This is a genomic window from Microbispora sp. NPDC088329 (assembly GCF_040685655.1).
GTDB lineage: Bacteria > Actinomycetota > Actinomycetes > Streptosporangiales > Streptosporangiaceae > Microbispora.
Genome location: NZ_JBFBIP010000029.1, coordinates 1 through 17,803 on the forward strand (window position 1 = coordinate 1; position 17,803 = coordinate 17,803).

General features: G+C 69.7%; 17 protein-coding genes. 11 read left to right on the forward strand and 6 right to left on the reverse strand.

From position 1 onward, the window contains the following. The first annotated feature begins 137 nt into the window (after nt 1-137). Nucleotides 138-1,019: an aminoglycoside phosphotransferase family protein gene (locus AB0O28_RS35610; protein WP_363646990.1), complete on the forward strand. Its 882-nt coding sequence runs from the start codon at nt 138-140 to the stop codon at nt 1,017-1,019. On the opposite strand, the gene AB0O28_RS35615 is transcribed toward AB0O28_RS35610, so the two are convergent. From AB0O28_RS35615 to pstS, 5 genes are read right to left on the reverse strand one after another with little or no spacing between them, the layout of a single operon-like run. Next, nucleotides 1,009-1,713 carry a response regulator transcription factor gene (locus AB0O28_RS35615; RefSeq protein ID WP_363646991.1) on the reverse strand — a complete coding sequence of 235 codons (705 nt, stop codon included), beginning with the start codon at nt 1,711-1,713 and terminating at the stop codon, nt 1,009-1,011. The genes AB0O28_RS35610 and AB0O28_RS35615 overlap by 11 nt on opposite strands. Nucleotides 1,714-1,768: 55 nt before the next feature. Next, nucleotides 1,769-2,545 (reverse strand): phosphate ABC transporter ATP-binding protein PstB, encoded by a 777-nt coding sequence (gene pstB / locus AB0O28_RS35620; RefSeq protein ID WP_363646992.1) that lies wholly within the window; start codon nt 2,543-2,545, stop codon nt 1,769-1,771. A 3-nt stretch (nt 2,546-2,548) separates the two neighbouring features. After that, nucleotides 2,549-3,451 (reverse strand): phosphate ABC transporter permease PstA, encoded by a 903-nt coding sequence (gene pstA / locus AB0O28_RS35625; RefSeq protein WP_363646993.1) that lies wholly within the window; start codon nt 3,449-3,451, stop codon nt 2,549-2,551. Next, nucleotides 3,448-4,428 carry a phosphate ABC transporter permease subunit PstC gene (gene pstC / locus AB0O28_RS35630; protein WP_363646994.1) on the reverse strand — a complete coding sequence of 327 codons (981 nt, stop codon included), beginning with the start codon at nt 4,426-4,428 and terminating at the stop codon, nt 3,448-3,450. The genes pstA and pstC overlap by 4 nt, the downstream gene beginning before the upstream one ends. A gap of 4 nt (nt 4,429-4,432) precedes the next feature. After that, a complete protein-coding gene (gene pstS, locus AB0O28_RS35635; protein WP_363646995.1) occupies nt 4,433-5,548 on the reverse strand; it encodes a phosphate ABC transporter substrate-binding protein PstS in 1,116 nt (371 codons plus the stop codon). Between the two features lie 164 nt (nt 5,549-5,712). Between pstS and AB0O28_RS35640 the strand changes: the two genes are divergently transcribed. Continuing rightward, nucleotides 5,713-6,171 (forward strand): low molecular weight protein-tyrosine-phosphatase, encoded by a 459-nt coding sequence (locus AB0O28_RS35640; protein WP_363646996.1) that lies wholly within the window; start codon nt 5,713-5,715, stop codon nt 6,169-6,171. After that, nucleotides 6,158-6,964 carry a fructosamine kinase family protein gene (locus tag AB0O28_RS35645; RefSeq protein ID WP_363646997.1) on the forward strand — a complete coding sequence of 269 codons (807 nt, stop codon included), beginning with the start codon at nt 6,158-6,160 and terminating at the stop codon, nt 6,962-6,964. The genes AB0O28_RS35640 and AB0O28_RS35645 overlap by 14 nt, the downstream gene beginning before the upstream one ends. Nucleotides 6,965-6,967: 3 nt before the next feature. On the opposite strand, the gene hisN is transcribed toward AB0O28_RS35645, so the two are convergent. After that, on the reverse strand, nt 6,968-7,753 hold the full coding sequence (gene hisN / locus AB0O28_RS35650) for a histidinol-phosphatase (protein WP_363646998.1): 786 nt from the start codon (nt 7,751-7,753) through the stop codon (nt 6,968-6,970). Nucleotides 7,754-7,834: 81 nt separating this feature from the next. Here hisN and AB0O28_RS35655 point away from each other — a divergent pair, with 81 nt between their 5' ends. The 8 genes from AB0O28_RS35655 (at nt 7,835) to AB0O28_RS35690 (ending at nt 17,761) form a co-directional block, all read left to right on the forward strand. Then, entirely contained in the window at nt 7,835-8,272 is a 438-nt protein-coding gene (locus AB0O28_RS35655) for a DUF4442 domain-containing protein (RefSeq protein ID WP_363646999.1), read from the forward strand. 234 nt (nt 8,273-8,506) lie between these two features. Beyond that, nucleotides 8,507-9,313, forward strand: a complete 807-nt coding sequence (locus AB0O28_RS35660) for a GntR family transcriptional regulator (RefSeq protein WP_363647000.1) — start codon at nt 8,507-8,509, stop codon at nt 9,311-9,313. Between the two features lie 1,041 nt (nt 9,314-10,354). Continuing rightward, on the forward strand, nt 10,355-11,104 hold the full coding sequence (locus AB0O28_RS35665) for an SDR family NAD(P)-dependent oxidoreductase (protein ID WP_363647001.1): 750 nt from the start codon (nt 10,355-10,357) through the stop codon (nt 11,102-11,104). Between the two features lie 34 nt (nt 11,105-11,138). Continuing rightward, complete coding sequence (locus AB0O28_RS35670; RefSeq protein WP_363647002.1) at nt 11,139-12,176, forward strand: hypothetical protein; 1,038 nt, start codon at nt 11,139-11,141, stop codon at nt 12,174-12,176. 207 nt (nt 12,177-12,383) lie between these two features. Beyond that, nucleotides 12,384-14,618 carry an iron-containing redox enzyme family protein gene (locus AB0O28_RS35675; protein ID WP_363647003.1) on the forward strand — a complete coding sequence of 745 codons (2,235 nt, stop codon included), beginning with the start codon at nt 12,384-12,386 and terminating at the stop codon, nt 14,616-14,618. 138 nt (nt 14,619-14,756) lie between these two features. Next, nucleotides 14,757-16,595 (forward strand): carbamoyltransferase, encoded by a 1,839-nt coding sequence (locus AB0O28_RS35680; protein ID WP_363647004.1) that lies wholly within the window; start codon nt 14,757-14,759, stop codon nt 16,593-16,595. A 38-nt stretch (nt 16,596-16,633) separates the two neighbouring features. Beyond that, nucleotides 16,634-16,774: a hypothetical protein gene (locus AB0O28_RS35685; RefSeq protein ID WP_363647005.1), complete on the forward strand. Its 141-nt coding sequence runs from the start codon at nt 16,634-16,636 to the stop codon at nt 16,772-16,774. A 30-nt stretch (nt 16,775-16,804) separates the two neighbouring features. Then, the gene (locus AB0O28_RS35690; RefSeq protein ID WP_363647006.1) at nt 16,805-17,761 is read left to right on the forward strand and encodes a TauD/TfdA family dioxygenase; all 957 of its coding nucleotides are present in this window, start codon (nt 16,805-16,807) and stop codon (nt 17,759-17,761) included. Nucleotides 17,762-17,803 lie beyond the last annotated feature (42 nt).

Sequence of the window (17,803 nt, forward strand, 5' to 3'; positions counted from 1 at the left end):
CCGATGGTACTGCACCGGGGACGGTGTGGGAGAGTAGGACGCCGCCGGACAATTTTTTGGAAGGGCCATCCCGTGTGGGATGGCCCTTCTTTTTTGTCCCCACCCAATCGGCCTGATCGGTGGCTAGGGTTACGGGAGTGACCGAGCGACTCATCCGTGCGCTGGCCCGCCACCTGCCCGGCTACGCGGTCGGCAGCGTCGTACCGCTGGGCGAGGGACAGGACAACGCGGCGTACGAGGTCAACGGTGAGTTGGTCGTACGACAGAGCAAGGTCGACGATTCGGTGCTGCGCGGGGAAGTTGTGCGGCGAGAGGCGGCGTTGCTCGCCGCCGTGAGCGAGTTGTCCCCGTTGCCGGTGCCGCGGACGGTCTTCGTGGACGAGGAGGCGGGGCTCCTCGCGTACGGCAAGTTGCCGGGCCGTCCGCTGAACCTTCACCCGGTCAGGGACCCCGTGCGCCTGGCGGCTCCTCTGGGCGGTTTCCTCAGCCGGCTCCACACGGCGCCGGTGGAGCGCATGCACGCCTTCGTGCCGCACGACGCCTTCCCGCTGAGCGATCTGCTGGAGGAGGCCGAAGGCCACTACCGGCAGATCGCGACCCACGTGCCGACGGCCGCGCGGCGGCTGGTCGAGGGGTTTCTCGGCACCGCGGCCCCCGCGGAGCCCGGTGTGCTGACGTTCTGTCACAACGACCTGGGCAGTGAGCACGTGCTGGCGGACGCCGAAACGAGCACCGTGACGGGGATCATCGACTGGACGGACGCGGCCATCGCCGATCCCGCCTACGACCTCGCACTGGTCTACCGGGATCTCGGTTCCGAGGTCTTCGAGCGGACGCTGGCGCATTACCAGGGGCGCCTCGACGACGCCGGCCACGAGCGGGTCGTCTTCTACGCGCGGTGCGCGCTGCTGGAGGACGTGGCATACGGCCTGCACACGAACGCCCGGTCCTACGCGGATGCCGGCCTGGCCCACCTCGCCCGGGTCTTCTCCCGGAACGAGGACGGTCTCACCCGCTGACCAGCCGGTAGCCGACTCCCCGCACGGTCTGGATCATCGCGTCCTCCACGTCGCCCAGCCGGGCGCGCAGGCGCTTCACGTGGACGGCGATGGTGTTGGTCGACATGCCGTCGGTGGAGTGCCAGACGTTGCGCATGATCTGTTCGCGGGTGACCGTTCTGTCGGCGTTGCGCATCAGGTAGTGCAGCAGCTCGAACTCGCGCAATGGCAGGTGCACGACGCGCCCGCCGACCTTCACCTGGTACGCCGTCACATCGAGTTCCACGTCGCCGATCGTCAGCACGCTCCGCTGGCCGTCCTGGCGCCGGAAGGCGGCCTGGACGAGGGGGAGCAGCTCGGGCACGCGGTATGGCCTGGCCACGCAGGCCGTCGCGCCCGCCTCCAAGGCCTGAAACGCCTGCCCGGCATCGCCCCCGAGGTCGACGCCGAGCAGGACGGGCACGGACCGCATGAGCCGTACGGCGCGGACGAAGTCGACGGGGCCGACGATGGGGAGGCAGGCGCAGATCAGCACGGCGTCGGGCCGGAGCGCCCCGGCCTGCAGCAGCGCCTGGGCGCCGTCGGAAACGCCGGTCACGTCGACGCCCTCGGCCTGCATGGCGGCCGAGAGCTGCCGCACGAGTCCCGCGTCCGGATCGGCCACCAGGAGCATGGGCGCCGTCCGCGTGTCCCCCTCCACTGCGGGTGCCGTCACCCGGGTCCCTCCAATGCTGTCAGCCGGATGCGGTGGTCGGCCGAAAAGGCGGTCGTCAGCCGAAGCGGCCCGTGATGTAGTCCTCGGTCGCCTTCTCGGCCGGATTCGTGAAGATCTTCGAGGTCTCGTCCATCTCGACCAGCTTGCCGGGCTGCCCCTGCGCGGCCAGGTTGAAGAACGCGGTCTTGTCGCTGACCCGGGCGGCCTGCTGCATGTTGTGGGTCACGATCACGATCGTGTAGTCCTGCTTGAGCTGGGAGATCAGGTCCTCGATCGCCAGCGTCGAGATGGGGTCGAGGGCCGAGCACGGCTCGTCCATGAGCAGCACCTGCGGGCGTACCGCGATCGCGCGGGCGATGCACAGGCGCTGCTGCTGGCCGCCGGACAGGCCCGCGCCGGGCTTGTTCAGCCGGTCCTTGACCTCGTTCCAGAGGTTGGCGCCCTTGAGCGACTCCTCGACGACGCCCTCCAGCTCCGACCGGGAGTGACGGCCGTTGAGCCGCAGGCCGGCCGCCACGTTGTCGAAGATGGACATCGTGGGGAAGGGGTTCGGCCGCTGGAACACCATGCCGATGGTCCGCCGGACCGACACGGGGTCGACGTCGGCGCCGTACAGGTCCTGCTCCTCGAGGCGGACCTTGCCCTCGACGCGGGCGCCGGGAATGACCTCGTGCATCCGGTTGAGGGTCCGCAGGAACGTGGACTTCCCGCAGCCCGAGGGGCCGATGAAGGCCGTGACCGACCGCGGCTCGATCGTCATCGAGATGCCCTCGATCGCCTTGTGCGAGCCGTAGTAGGCGTCGAGTCCCGCGACTTCGATCTGCTTGGCCATTTCTTACCTCCTCCTCGCGGGCGAACGCCACCAGGTGATGAGGCGTGCGACCAGGTTGAGCAGCATGACGATCAGGATCAGCGTGAGCGCGCCCGTCCAGGCCCGGTCGATCGCGGTGTCCGTGGGACGGCCGGCCTGATCGAAGACGTACAACGGAAGCCCCATCTGGGGCCCGTTGAACGGGTCGTTGTTGATGGAGTCGGTGATGAAGACGGTCAGCAGCAGCGGCGCGGTCTCGCCGGCGACGCGGGCGACGGCCAGCATGACGCCGGTCACGATGCCGGTGAACGCCGTGGGCAGCACGACCTTGACGATCGTGCGCCACTTGGGCACACCCAGTGCGTACGACGCCTCACGCAGCTCGCGGGGGACCAGGCGGAGCATCTCCTCGGCGGACCTGACCACGACCGGCATCATCAGGATCGACAGGGCGAGCGCGCCGGCGAAGCCGGAGAACGGCATGCCGAGCACGAGGATCCAGAAGGCCAGGACGAACAGCCCGGAAACGACGGAAGGGACGCCGGTCATGACGTCCACGAAGAAGCTGATCGTGCGCGACAGCCGCCCGCCCTCGCCGTACTCGACGAGGTAGACGGCGGTGAGCAGGCCGATCGGGACCGCGATGAGCGACGCGAGCAGGACCTGTTCGAGCGTGCCGATGATGGCGTGGTAGGCGCCGCCGCCGGCGTCACGCGCCCCGATGTTGCGCATCGAGTGGGTGAGGAACTCCATGTCGAAACGGCCGATGCCGTTCTTGACGACGAGCCACAGCACCGAAAGCAGCGGGATGACCGCGAGCGCGAACGCCAGGTAGACGAGCACCTGGACGATGCGGTCCTTGGCCCGCCGGGCCGCGGAGATGGGCTGGATTCCGGTCCGTATCCGGATTTCGGTCTGTGCGGTCACGCTGCGGCCCTCGCGTACTCCTTGCGGCGGGCGATGACGAAACGGGCGGCCATGTTCACCAGCAGGGTGATGAGGAACAGGACGAGACCCGAGGCGATCAGCGCGCCGCGGCCCACCTCGGTCGCCTCGCCGAAGCCGTTGGCGATGTTGGCGGCGATGCTGTTGCCGTACGGGCCGAGGATCCGGAACGAGATCGTGAACGTCGCCGGGAAGATCAGCGCGACCGCGATCGTCTCGCCCATCGCGCGGCCGAGGCCGAGCATGGCGGCGCTGATGACGCCGGGCCGGCCGAACGGCAGGACCGACATCCTGATCATCTCCCAGCGCGTCGCGCCGAGTGCGAGCGCGGCCTCTTCCTGCATCTTGGGGGCCTGCAGGAAGACTTCGCGGGAGATCGCGGCGATGATCGGCAGGATCATGATCGCGAGCACGAGCGACGCGGTGAGCATGCTCTTGCCGACCACGGTGTCCCCGCCGAACAGCGGGATCCAGCCGAGGTAGTCGTTGAGGAACTTCGACGGGCCGAGCATGAACGGCACGAGGAAGGTGACGCCCCACAGGCCGTACACCACGCTGGGGACCGCCGCGAGGAGGTCCACCACGTAGCCCAGGACGGAGGCGAGCCGCCGGGGCGCGTAGTGCGAGATGAACAGCGCGACCCCGACCGCCACCGGGGTGGCGATGACCAGCGCGAGCAGCGAGCTCAGCACGGTGCCGAAGGCGAGCGCCCCGATGCCGAAGACGGGCTCGGTGGCGTTCGGCTGCCAGGTCGGCTCGGTGGCGAAGTGGGAGGTGTTCGCCTGGAGGGCGGGGACGGCCTTGACGACCAGGAACACCCCGATGGCCGCCATGATCGCCAGAAGGACGACCCCGGCCCCGGTCGAGGCGAAGCGGAACGGGCCGTCGCCGCGGCTGCGCCGGAAGGCGGACCGGCGCATGGCCGGCCCGCTCTCCCTGGTTCTGGTTGACGTCGCCATCTGGTTAGGCGATCGCCTCGACCGCGCCGCGGACCTTCGTGAGCAGGCTCGACGGCAGCGGAGCGTAGCCGAGGCTGGTCAGCGCCTGCTGGCCCTCGTCGCTGGCGGTGTAGCCCAGGAACGACTTGACCAGCTTCGCGTCCTCGGCCGCCAGGCCCTTCTCACAGGTGATCTCGTACGTCACCAGCACGATCGGGTAGGCGCCCGCGGCCTTGGTGGCGTAGTCGATCTTCAGCTTGAGGTCGTTGCCGGTGCCCGCGATCTCCGCGGCCTCGACGGTCTTGCCCGCGCTCTCCGGCGTGAGCTCGACGTACTCGCCGGCGCCGTTGGCGACCTTGGCCTTCTGCAGCTGGGAGTTCTCGGCGAAGGAGAGCTCCACGTAGCTGACCGCGCCCTCGGTGCTCTTGATGCTGGAGGCGATGCCGTCCGAGCCCTTGGCGCCCTGGCCCTGGGCCTCGGCGGGCCACGCCTTGGCCGGCTCGTACGGCCAGTCGGCGTCCGCTGTGGCCTTCAGGAACTTGGTGAAGTTGTCGCTGGTGCCCGACTCGTCCGAGCGGTGGAACGCCTGGATGGCGGTCGAGGGAAGCTTCGCGTCGGGGTTGTCCGCCTTGATGGCCGGGTCGTCCCACTTGGTGATCTTGCTGTTGAAGATGCCGGCGATGGTCTTCGGCGACAGCTGGAGGCCGTCCACGCCAGGCAGGTTGTAGACGACGGCCACCGGGCCGGTCACCATCGGCAGGTTGATCGCCTTGCCGGTCTTGCAACGGGCGTCGGCCTGGGCGGGCTCGCCCTTCTCGTCGTTCAGCGCCGAGTCGGAGCCGGCGAAGGCCACCGTGCCCTGGATGAACGCCTGCACGCCGGCGCCGGAGCCGCTCGGGTTGTAGTTGATGCTGACGCCGGGGTTCGACGACTGGAAGTTCTTCTTCCACTCCGCGATGGCGTTCGCCTGGGCCGAGGAGCCGGCGGCGTTGATGGTGCCCTTCACGGTGTCGTCGCCCTGCACGGGAGCGGCGGCGCTGGAGGTGCCCCCCGCGGTGCTCGTGTTGTCATCGGTCCCGCATGCGGCGAGCGAGAGCACGCCGGCGATGGTGGCGGCGGCGAGCCGGCCTGCATACTTCACGGTTGTTCCTCCCCATGTCTTCTCAACAGCAGGGACGGTAAGGAGCCAAGGTGACGCAAAGCCCTGGTAAAGGTGAACGGGTAATGAACGCCCCCAGTCGCTCTTGTGCGACCCCAGAAGAGATAACGGCCAGGTCACGGGCGTTATGGGAGAGGATTGAGTTCATGAAGCGTGTATGTCTGGTCTGCATGGGGAACATCTGCCGCTCGCCGATGGCCGAGGTCGTGCTGCGCCGTACGCTGGCCGAACGCGGGCTCGACGCCGAGGTGGACAGCGCCGGCACCGGAGGCTGGCACGCGGGGGAGCCGATGGACGAGCGGGCCCTGGCCACCCTGGCCGACCACGGCTACGACGGCTCGTCCCACCGGGCGCGCCAGTTCGACCGGGCGTGGTTCGCCGAGCGCGACCTCATCCTCGTGATGGACCGCGACAACCTGCGCGCCGTACGCGCCATCGCCCCGCCGGACGCCGACGTGCGGCTGCTGCGGTCGTTCGACCCGGCGGCCCCCGAGGGCGCCGAGGTGCCCGATCCCTACTACGGAGGACGCGAGGGGTTCGTCGAGGTGCTGCGCATGGTCGAGGCCGCCTGCGAGGGGGTGGCGAAGTACCTTGAGGATCACTAGGGACCTCGGCGGCGGACACGCCTGGACGCTGCATGAGGGCGTGCTCGGCGATGGCCGCAGGGTCTTCGTCAAAAAGTGCGGGGCCGCGTCGGCCGTGTTGGAGAGTGAGGCGGCGGGGCTGCGCTGGCTGGCCGAGCCTGGAGCGGTGACCGTCCCCGAGGTGGTCGCCGCGGACGGCGGCACGCTGGTGCTGGAGTGGATCGACACCGTCCCCGCGACGGCCGATGCCGCCGAACGGTTCGGCCGGGCGCTCGCGGCGCTGCACGCCGCCGGGGCCCCGGGTTTCGGCGCCCCGTGGCCCGGTTACATCGCCGAGCTTCCGATGGGCAACGAGCCCGCGCCGGACTGGCCGTCGTTCTACGTGTCCCGCCGGGTGCTCCCGTTCGTACGGCTCGCGCGTGACCGCGGCGCGCTGTCGGCCGCCGATGCGGAACTGGTCGAGGATGCGTGCGAACGGGTGGCGGAGATCGCCGGGCCGGCCGAGCCGCCGAGCCGGACCCACGGCGACCTGTGGAGCGGGAACCTGTTGTGGTCGGCGGACGGGGTCGTGCTGGTCGACCCGGCCGCCCACGGCGGCCACAGGGAGACCGATCTCGCGATGCTGGCGCTGTTCGGGGCGCCGCACCTCAACACGATCCTCGCCGCCTACCGCGAGGCGGCGCCCCTCGCGGACGGCTGGCGTGAGCGCGTGCCTCTGCACCAGCTCCATCCGCTGGCCGTGCACGTCTGCCTGTTCGGCGAGGCGTACCGCGGCAGCCTCCGCACGGCCGCCGCGGACGTGCTGGCGTTGTAGGGCTCAGCGGGGGGACAGGCGCTTGAGGACCTCGTCGTGGAGCAGGCCGTTGGTGCACACCAGGTTGCCGCCGTCGAGCGGCGGGGTGCCGTCGAGCGCTGTGCAGGAACCGCCGGCCTCCTCCACGATGATCGTCAGCGCGGCCATGTCCCAGGGGGACAGTTCGGGCTCGGCGGAGATGTCGGCCGAGCCCTCGGCGACCAACATGTGCGACCAGAAGTCGCCGTAGCCGCGGGTGCGCCAGCACTCCCGGGTGAGGTCGAGGAACGGGTCGAGCCGCCCGGCCTTCTCCCATTCCTCCAGGTCGGAGAAGGAGAAGGAGGCGTCGTCGAGGCGGCCGACCGAGGAGACCTCGCAGCGCGTGGCCTTGCTCATGCTGCGCCCGGTCCACGCGCCGCTTTCCTTGGCGGCCCACCAGCGGCGGCCGAGCGCCGGGGCCGAGACCACGCCGACGACGACCTTGCCGTGCTCCATCAGCGCGATCAGCGTGGCCCACACGGGGACTCCGCGGACGTAGTTCTTCGTGCCGTCGATCGGGTCGACGATCCAGGAGCGCATGCCGTAGCCGGTCATCCCGAACTCCTCGCCCACGACGGCGTCGCGGGGGCGGGCGCGGCGCAGCGTGCCGCGGATCGCCTCCTCCACGGCCCGGTCGGCGTCGCTGACCGGGGTGAGGTCGGGCTTGGTGTCGACCTTGAGGTCCACGGCCTTGAAACGGCGCATCGTGATGTCGTCGGCGGCGTCCGCCAGCAGATGCGCGAGGTGCAGGTCGTCGCGGTACTCCGTCACAGGCCCAACGTATCGTGCCGCGACCTGCTCACATCAAAGGATGGATCGCCCCGGACCATACCAGCCGGTAACATCCCGGCCATGGACATCGGCGCCTTCATGCTCGACAGCGTCCCGTTCGCGCGGCTGCTCGGCATCACGTTCGACTCGATCGGCTCCGGCACGGCGGTCGCCCGCCTGGCCGACCGGGCGGATCTGCACAACCACGTGGGCGGCCCGCACGCCGGTGCCCTGTTCACTCTGGCCGAGACCGCCTCGGGCGCGGCCATGCTGTCGGCCTTCGGCGACCAGTTGTCCCGGGCCGTGCCGCTGGCCGTCGAGGCGGGGATCCGCTATCTCAAGCTCGCGAAGGGAGAGGTCACGGCCGCCGCCGCGGTGCGTGCCGAGCGGGAGACGGTCGTCACCCGGCTGGACGCGGGGGAGCGGCCCGAGTTCGAGGTCGGCGTCGAGATCCGCAACGCCGAAGGAGTGATCGTCTCCGAGATGACGGTCTCCTGGACCCTGCGGCCCAACCGCTGACCGCACCGTGGGGCGGTCAGCGGGTCCCGCGTACGGGGTGATGCCGGGTTTCGGGACGTTGCTCCCCGAACGAGCCATAGTCGTGTAACTGATCGGATAGGCTGATGCACCCCTCGTGGGCCGGCCATGCCGACTGCGCGAGGAGCGGTCCGCGCACCGCCGGGTGCACGAACAGTGGAGACCACATAGACGAAGCGTGACCGACGCGGGTAACGATCAACAGGGAGAAGCGGAATGCCGTCGTTCCCTCCGCACAACGCCCGCCCTCCTCTGCAGGGGACGCAGGGAGGCGAGCCCAAATATCAGGCGATCTACCGGGACCTGCTCGCGCAGATGAACCGCGGCGAGCTCGCGCCCGGGCAGCCTCTCCCGTCGCAGCGCGAGCTCAGCCAGCACTACGGGGTCAGCCTGATGACGGTACGGCAGGCACTGCAGCGGCTCAGTTCCGAGGGCCGTGTCGAGCAGCGGCACGGCCTCGGCACGTTCGTCGCGGAGAACGTGATCCCTCACGAGATGAACAGCCTGCGCAGCCTGGCCGAGGACCTCGCCCTGCGGGGCGTCGACCTCAAGACGAGGCTCCTCGGCGTGCACCACGTGGAGGCTCCCGCCTCCGTCCAGGTGGACCTCGGCCTCTCTCCGCGCGCCGACATCGTGCTCGTCGAGCGCCTGCGGGTGATAGCCGGTCGCCCGGTCATCCTGCAGCGCTCCTACCTGCCCGCGGAGCTGGCCCGCCGGCTGGCGGACGAGGAATTCGAGCGCAGGCCCCTCTATCGGCTCATCGAGGACCGATGCGGACTGGTGCTCGGGTCGGCGAAGGAGTCCATCAAGCCGATCGTGCTGACGCAGGAACAGGCGGAGTTGCTGGGGCAGCCCGCGGGTGGCGCCGCCCTGATGAGCGACCGTGTCACCTTCGACGTCGAGGACAAGCCGGTGCTGGTGGACCGCGCGGTGATGTGGGCCTCCCACATCGTCTACACCGCACGGCGGCAGACCCCGGGTGCGGCCCCGGACCCTGCCGTGCTGCTGCACCTGGAGATGTGACAGCCCGCGAGATGTGACAGCCCGAGACGTGACAGTCCGCCGGGAAGCGGGAAAAGCGGGGCGCGGGGGTTGACCGCGCGGCGTCTCTCTGTGAGAGTTCTAGAAGACTAGAACTCCACATCGGCGTGTGCGGATTCCGATGCGCGCGGAGGTGGCGCCCGGGCGAGGGCGCTCGACATCGTCGCCCGGCCGGATGAGTCGCACCTGACCTTTTCCGGCCGGCTGGGCATCGTCACCGAAGCCCCGAGCTTCGCGCATCATATTCGGACTCGTCGGCAGATCCCCGGAAGTGCATCGGCGGCCGGACGATCGAGTTTTCTACTTCCGATACACCCACGGGATGGAACCGAAATTGACTGGTGTATTGACTGCATGTGAGGCGATCTGTCTAATACAAAGGGCGCCTGGCGTGCGAGGTGATCGCCAAGCGCTTGAAGGGGTCGTCCCTCATCGAGGCGGGACGGCCTTCGGAGAAATTTGAAAGCAGCGTACGGTCGTTGCCGAGGTGATCGCCGGAAGGCGGATCGCGTGGGCGTCGACCCCACCAGCTTACCGTCTCCGCCGTAGCCGAGCGGCAATTCCGTGGCACTCGCGCGTCTTCCCGTGGGCGTCCCGAACGTGCTGTCGTGTTCGACGGAGAATTCGACGAAGAATGTGATGGGTGAGGTGGTGGTGGGTGTGCGAAACAAGGTTTGACTGATTTATTTACACGAATTAGCATACTTCGTGAGAGCACTCGGGAACGAGTGAGAAAATAGGCCCAGGTCCGCGTCGGGTAGTGAACTGCCGTAAAAAGATTCACAGCCCGATCGTTCGATGAAAAATGGCCGGCGCTCTTTCGCCGGCTCATGGCGTGGCGTGTGGCCCGTCATTTCAGGGCGATTTCGCCTGCCGTCGGCGCGGCACATCCTGTCAACGGTGTGCCGGCGCGCGAATCATGCCCATGTTCCGATTCCGGGCGGCGGGAACGCCCGCCCAGCCCTTCGCAAGCAGGGTTCGTCAATTCGTCGTTGGAGCACATGTGTTCAGGGGGTGTCGCCTGTGTCAGGCACGGCTGTGGTGACCGGCGCGAGCAGTGGCATAGGCGCGGCGACCGTCCGCCGCCTGGTGAAGGACGGATTCGACGTCGTGGGAGTGGCCAGGCGCGCGGACCGGTTGCGGGTCCTCCAGGAGGAGACCGGCGCCCGGGTACACGCGCTGGACGTCACCGACGACGACGCGGTCCGGCGTTTCGCGGCCGGATTGCCCGGCTGCGACGTACTCGTGAACAACGCGGGCGGCGCGTTCGGCGCGGACCACGTGGCCGCGGCGTCCCTGGACGACTGGCGGCACATGTACGAGGTCAACGTCATGGGGACGTTGCACGTGACGCAGGCGCTGCTGCCGCTGCTGCGTGCCGGCGGCGGGACGATCGTGACCATCACCTCCACCGCCGCGTTCGTCAACTACGAGGGCGGCGGCGGATACAGCGCGGCCAAACACGCCGAACACGCGCTCGTGGAGACCCTGCGCCTGGAACTGAACGGCGAGCCGGTCCGCGTGATCGAGGTGGCGCCCGGGATGGTGCGGACCGGCGAGTTCGCGCTCAACCGCGTGCGCGGCGACGTGGAGAAGGCGGCCGCGGTGTACGCCGGCGTCGACCGCCCGCTGACCGCCGAGGACGTGGCCGAATGCGTCGCCCTGGTCGTCGGGCTTCCGCCGCACGTCAACGTCGACCGGCTCGTCGTCCGTCCGCTGGCGCAGGCCGCCCAGCACAAGGTCCACCGCGGCTCGCTGTTCGAGCGGCCCTGAGTCAGTCACGACCCGCTAGGAACCGAGGAGATCCGTGAAACTGCACCGCGAAGCGCTGACCCCGCAGATGCAGGAGTACGACAGATTCTTCGATCACGGAGACATGAACTACCAGCCGTATCTGATGTACTTCCACCAGCAGGGCTTCCGGTCGCCGACGGTCAACAGCGACCGCTCCGGGTTTCGCCTGTCGGTGGGGCCGGACGGCGAACGGGCGTCGGTCGCGGGACACGTGCCGCCGGGCCCGGTCCGGCTGATCACCGGCGGCTCCACCGCGCTCGGGATCGGCGCGACCGGCGACGAGCACACCCTGGCGTCCCTGCTGTGGAGGCGTTACGCGCCGTCCGGGCCCTGGCTCAACTTCGCCGGCCGGTGCTACAACTCGACCCAGGAACTGCTGCTCTTCACGCTCTACCGCCATCTGCTGCCGGAGATCGACGAGATCGTCATCTTCAGCGGGCTCAACAATCTGACCGTCGGCAGGCTGCCCGAATGGCAGCAGGGCGACCACGGAGCCTTCTGGTTCTGCGGGGAGTACTTCACGGCGATGGACGAGCTGCGGGAACGCAACCGGAAGACCTCGAAGGTCTTCGGCAGGCGATCCGACCGGGCGCGGACCAGCCGCGTCGCCACCTTCGACGACGTGCGGCGCGACATCGGGCAGGTCATCGACTCCGCGGCCGAGCTCACGCTGCGCCACCTCGAGACCTGGCGTCGCCTGGCCGGGCCGAACACCAGGATCTCCTACGTCCTGCAGCCCATGTTCCTGTGGATGGGCAAGTCCTGCTCGCCCGAGGAGAAGCTCCTGTTCGAGGAGATCGACCGCATCTCCAAGCTCGGCACGTGGGAGGAGCTCTACGGGGACATCTCCACGCCGGACGTGGCCCGGCGCTTCGCCGAGGCGCTCCAGGCCGGATGCGAGAAGAGGCACGTGCGGTTCCACGACCTCAACCCGGTGGCCGCCGCCACGATGACCGGGAACGACTGGATCTTCGTGGACCGGGCGCACTACACCGACAAGGGCTACGACGTGGTCGCCGGCCTCCTGGCCGAGACCCTCGGGCTCTCCTGACCTTCCGTCCGATCAATCCGACCGGCGGTTCCGTTTCCTTCGAGGAGTCATTCGGCATGTCTTTCCTGCGCAAGATCGTGGACAGGGTGTTCGGGCGGAAGAAGCGCGCGAAGCGGAAGAACGACGCGTCCATCTATCCCATGTTCTGAGGACCGGAAAGGAACGTTCCGATGCGATCCAGATCTGGTTCCGAAGGCGAGGGAGACGATGGCGGCCAACGCGACGACCAACACCGCGACTGGCACCGCGGCCGGCGCCGCACCGGCGACCTCGGCACCTCCGGACGACGGCTCGGCAGCCCGGTGGCTGTACGCCTACGCGGCCAATCCTGAGGCCCGCGTTCCCGGAGGCGAACTCGTCGAAGAGGTCCGTGCGGAGCTGCACCGCCGGGTCTCCGGCCGTCCGGCGCCGCCGGCCGAGCTCGTACGGCAGGCCGGCGACTGGGCGGCCGCCGAGGGTGGGAGGTTCCGGGACCTGGGCGACCGGGCGGACGACGACGACCGCCGCGTCCTGGTCCGCAGGGCCGTGCTCGGATGCGCGCCGCTGTCCCTGGCGTCCGGAGCGTGGCTGCAGTGGCTGAGCGCTCCGGGCAACGCCGACGACGCGCTCGTGTTGCGCATCCTCGCGCTGTACGCCTCCGACACGGGGGTCGGGCACCCGGGCGCCTCCCGGGGCGACGCCTATCTGCACCTGCTCCGGAGGCTGCGCCTGTCCGAGAACGCCGTACCGCTCGCGCGTCTCACCGGCGACCCCCGCATCCCCGACGGCGCCTACACCCTGCCGGGCCTGCTGCTGGTGATGAGCAGGCGTCCCGACGACTTCCGGGGTGAACTGCTCGGCGCCGACCTGTGCCTGAGAACCGTGGGGCTGCCGCCGCCGCTCACCCTGGTCAGGCAGGCGCTGCCGGCGACCGCGGACTGGGCCGTCATCGATCCCTCGGCGGCCCGGCGGGACGAGGATCCCTCTCCCGCCGAGGAGTGCCGCACGGTGGTGGAGGAGCTGATCGCGCGGGAGGGGCCGCGGGCCGAGGCGGCCGTCGGCCTCGGCTTCTCCTGGGCTCTCGCCGCCCTGCGCGAACAGACGGACGCCTTGTACGCCGAGCTGACGGCGGCCTTCGACCCGGCGTACGACATGGCCGAGCTGATGAGGCTGCGCGCGAGAGAGGGCTCGGTCTATCACCACCAGTTCCAGCTGGAGGGCAGGCCGCTGGCGGACTGGCTGAAGGAGTCCCGCACGGATCCCTCGGGCCTGCTGGGGGCGCTGGCGCGCAGCAGGCTGGTCAAGCCGGGGCGTTCCGCGGCCAGCGCGCTCGTCAAGGGGCTGGTCAGCGAGCGCGGTCCGATGTTCCGGGTGTTCTCGCCGGACGACCTCACGATCATCGGCCGCTGGATCGACTCGCTTCCGCCGCGCTCTCCCGGGAGCGCGGAGCAGGAGACGGCCGCCGCCCGCGTCGTCCCGGCACCGCGGCCGCCGGTGGCGGTGGCACGGACGCTCGGCGCCGGTCCCCGGACCGAGGGCAGGGCGCCGGCCGATCTGCGGGAGGCCTACCACCTCCTGATGGTCCGCACCGACACCCCGGCGTTGCGTCGATGGAGCCTGGACTACGTGACCGGCTGGCTGGCGCGGTCCCGGTACGGGATGGACCACGAGCCGATCCCGCTCCCGCGCAGTTGGGGACGCGAAGGGCTGCGGCCCTGGCTCCAGGTCCAGCACGACCGCCACGGGGCCGAGTTCGAGGAGAACGCCGACGTCCCGCTGCCCTCACGGGACGCCGTCATCGACGACACGCTGCAGACGGCGCCGCTGACGCTGATCGACGGCAGCTGGCTCCAGGGGTTCACCGACCACGAGCTGGCGTCGTCGGACATCGGTCACGCCCTCTTTCAGACGTACTGGGACGAGCTGGGCAACGGCATCGCCAAGCTCAACCACCCGCTCATCTACCGTGAAGTGCTCAAGGAGATGGACATCGACCTGCCGCCCACCGCGTCGCCGGAGTTCGCGCGCTGGCCGGGTTTCAGGGACGCCTCCTTCGAACTGCCCGTCTACTGGCTCTGCATCGGCCGCTTCCCCCGTACGTTCCAGCCGGAGGTGCTGGGGCTGAACCTGGCCATGGAGTTGTCGGGGGTGGGCGGCAGCTACCGCAGAGCCCGGCTGGCCCTGCAAAAGTACGGCTTCAACACGCGGTTCGTCGACATCCACAACACCATCGACAACGTCGCCACGGGTCACTCCGCCTGGGCCGCCGACGCGGTCGACACGTATCTCGCGGGCCTTCCCGACTCCTCCGGCGCCGGATCGCGGGCCGACGCGTGGGAGCGGGTCCGGGTGGGCTACAGGTCGCTCAATCCGCCCGGCGGTGCGGGCGCCCGCAGAGCCGCGCGCCGTGCCATACGTGGTGGCCGGATCGATCCCCTCTCCCTGTTCTCCAAACGTCGTTGATCCCTTTTCCCGCGCGCAGTTGAGCGGTGCTCGACGTTCTCCGGCGCGCCGGACGTCGCGCGCGCCCGCCCCGGGCGCGGCGCCGGCCGCGACGATCTCCAGCCCGGGGCGACCTCCAGCACCCAGAGGAGCACAGCCTTGTCTGACCTCGTTCTCGGCATCTCCGCCTTCTACCACGACAGCGCCGCCGCCCTCGTCGCGGACGGCGTGCCCGTCGCAGCGGCGCAGGAGGAGCGTTTCAGCAGGAAGCGGCACGACTCCTCGTTCCCTTCGCAGGCAGTGACGTACTGCCTGGACGAGGCGGGCGTGAGCTTCGACGACATCTCCGCGGTCGCGTACTACGAGGACCCCCGGCTCAAGTTCCGCAGGGTCATGGCCACCTTCGCGGGCGCGGCCCCGACGGCCTTCCCGTTCTTCCGCGCCGCCCTGCCCTCGTGGCTGTCGGCGGACGGGAAGCGGCACACCGACCAGACCGTACGCAGGGAGCTCCAGGCTCTGGGCCGGGGACGGGTTCCGCGGGTGTCGGTGCGGCGCCACCACGAGTCGCACGCGGCCTCGGCCTTCTTCCCGAGCCCTTACGAGAGCGCCGCCGTCCTGTGCGTCGACGGAGTGGGGGAGTGGGCGACCACCACCTTGTGGCACGGTCGCGGGACCACGCTGGAAGCGGTGGCCGAACTGCGGTTCCCCCACTCGCTCGGCATGCTGTACTCCGCCTTCACCTACTTCTGCGGGTTCAAGGTGGACTCGGGCGAGTACAAGCTGATGGGCCTCGCGCCGTACGGGAGGCCGCGTTACGCCGATCTCATCCGTGACACGCTCATCGACGTCAAGCCCGACGGCACCTTCCGCCTGGACATGCGCTTCTTCGAGTACCTGCGTGGTCAGACCATGACCGGGAGGGGCTTCGAGAGGCTTTTCGGAGGGCCCAGGCGCATGCCCGAAGGGCAGCTCACCGAGCGCGAGTTCGACCTCGCGGCCTCCGTGCAGGAGGTCACCGAGGAGGTGATGCTCAAGCTGGCGCGTACGGCGCGCGAGCGCACCGGGGAGTCGAAGCTCTGCCTGGCCGGCGGCGTGGCGCTCAACTGCGTGGCGAACGGGAAGATCACCGATGCGGGGATCTTCGACGAGATCTGGATCCAGCCCGCGGCGGGCGACGCCGGCGGCGCGCTGGGGGCCGCGCAGGCCGTCGCGATGGAGCGCGGCGCCTCCCGTGATCACCTCGGCACCGGGCGGGACGCGATGTCCGGGTCGCTGCTCGGCCCCGCGTACGACGACGACGAGATCGCGGCGTACCTGACGGCCAACGGCATCCCGCACCGGCGCCTGGACGACGAGGAGCTGGTGAAGCAGGTGGCGGCGGGGCTGGCCGACGGGAAGATCGTCGGCTGGTTCCAGGGCCGTATGGAGTTCGGCCCCCGCGCGCTCGGCGCCCGTTCCATCCTCGGCGATCCCCGCGACCCCGCGATGCAATCGGCGATGAACCTGAAGATCAAGTTTCGTGAGTCGTTCCGGCCCTTCGCGCCGGCGGTGCTGGCCGAGGACGCCAAGGACTACTTCGACCTGCGCCAGGAGAGTCCGTACATGCTCCTCGTCGCGCGGGTGGCGGCGGCGCAGCAGCTGGAGGCCCCGGAGTCCGGCGTCAGCGGCCTCGATCTGCTCCGCGTGCGGCGTTCCACCATCCCGGCGGTCACCCACGTCGACTACTCGGCCCGCGTCCAGACCGTCGACGAGCACAGCAACCCCCGCTACCACCACCTGCTCGGCGCGTTCAAGGCGCGTACGGGGTGCCCGGTGCTGGTCAACACCTCGTTCAACGTCCGCGGCGAACCGATCGTGAGAACGCCGCACGACGCCTACACCTGCTTCATGCGGACCAACATCGACATGCTCGCGCTCGGCGGCTTCCTGCTGGACAAGAGCGAGCAGCCCGCCTGGACGGAGAAGTCCGACTGGCGCGAAGAGATCCCCCTGGACTGAACCCGGCCCCGCGTCCTCCCGGCGCAGAACGGAAGCCCATGCGCGCGCTCCTGCTCTTCCTCTTCTACTACCTCGTGGTCACGCCCGCCGGACTGCTCGCCCGGCTGGTACGCGACCCCCTGTCGCGCCGGAGGAACCCGGACGCGGCGACCTATTGGATCCCGTCGGAGAAATCCTGACCCACTTCGACACCGGACCGGAGGAAATCGATGACGCATTTCCGTCGCATCGACCGCTATGAGATTGAGGACGGCGTCCGTGATCTCCTCGCCAAGGAGGTCGCGGAGCGCGTCTCCACGAGTCTGCTCGATTCCGACGTCGACGACACCATCCTCGGCGGCATCGGCGCGCACGCGCTGCGCCGCTACCTGCCCGGCGAGGTGCTGCACGGACTCGACGTGTTCAGCCACTCGGGCAGCCACGCGCTCGTCCTGGCGAACCTGCCCGTGCAGGAGGACCTGCCCGACACCCCCGTGACCGGGTTCGGCGACGAGCACGAGCTCGCGGCGCTGAACGCCCTGCACCTGGGGCTCATCAGGCTGATGCGCGCCATCCCGTTCGCGGTCAGCTTCGAAAACGACGGCCGCCTCATCCGCAACGTGGTGCCCAACCCCGCGGCCTCGGGGACGACCAGCTCCTGGGGCGCCGACTCGGAGTTCTTCTGGCACTCCGACAACCCCCATCAGCCGTTCGGGCTGCCCGGCTCGGACCCGCGTCCCTTCATGCCGCAGTACCTGACGTTCATGGCCCTGCGCAACGAGGAGCGGGTGCCGACCGATCTCGCCGCGATCGAGGACGTGGTCCTGCGGCTCGACGCGGAGACCCTCGAACGGTTGCTGGCGCCGGAGTTCGACGTCGGGGCGCCGGCCTCCAACGAGGGCGAGAAGACGCAGCCGCTCACGAACACCCCCGTCCTGAGCCACGGCGCCGACGGCCGTTACCGGGTGCGTTTCGACCGCGGCACGACCACGGGCCGCACCCCGGCCGCCGCCGCGGCGCTCGAGCGCTGGTGCGAGGTCCTCCGCACCGTGCCGGCCGAGGAGCTGGTGCTGGAGCCGGGGGTGTTCCTGGTGTTCGACAACTACCGGGTGCTGCACCGCAGGCGCAGGTTCGAGCCGAAGCCCGCCGCGGCGGCGCGCTGGCTGCGCCGCTGCTACGCCGCCTGACACGCGCCGGGCGTACGGCGTCCGACGAAAGACACGAAGGAG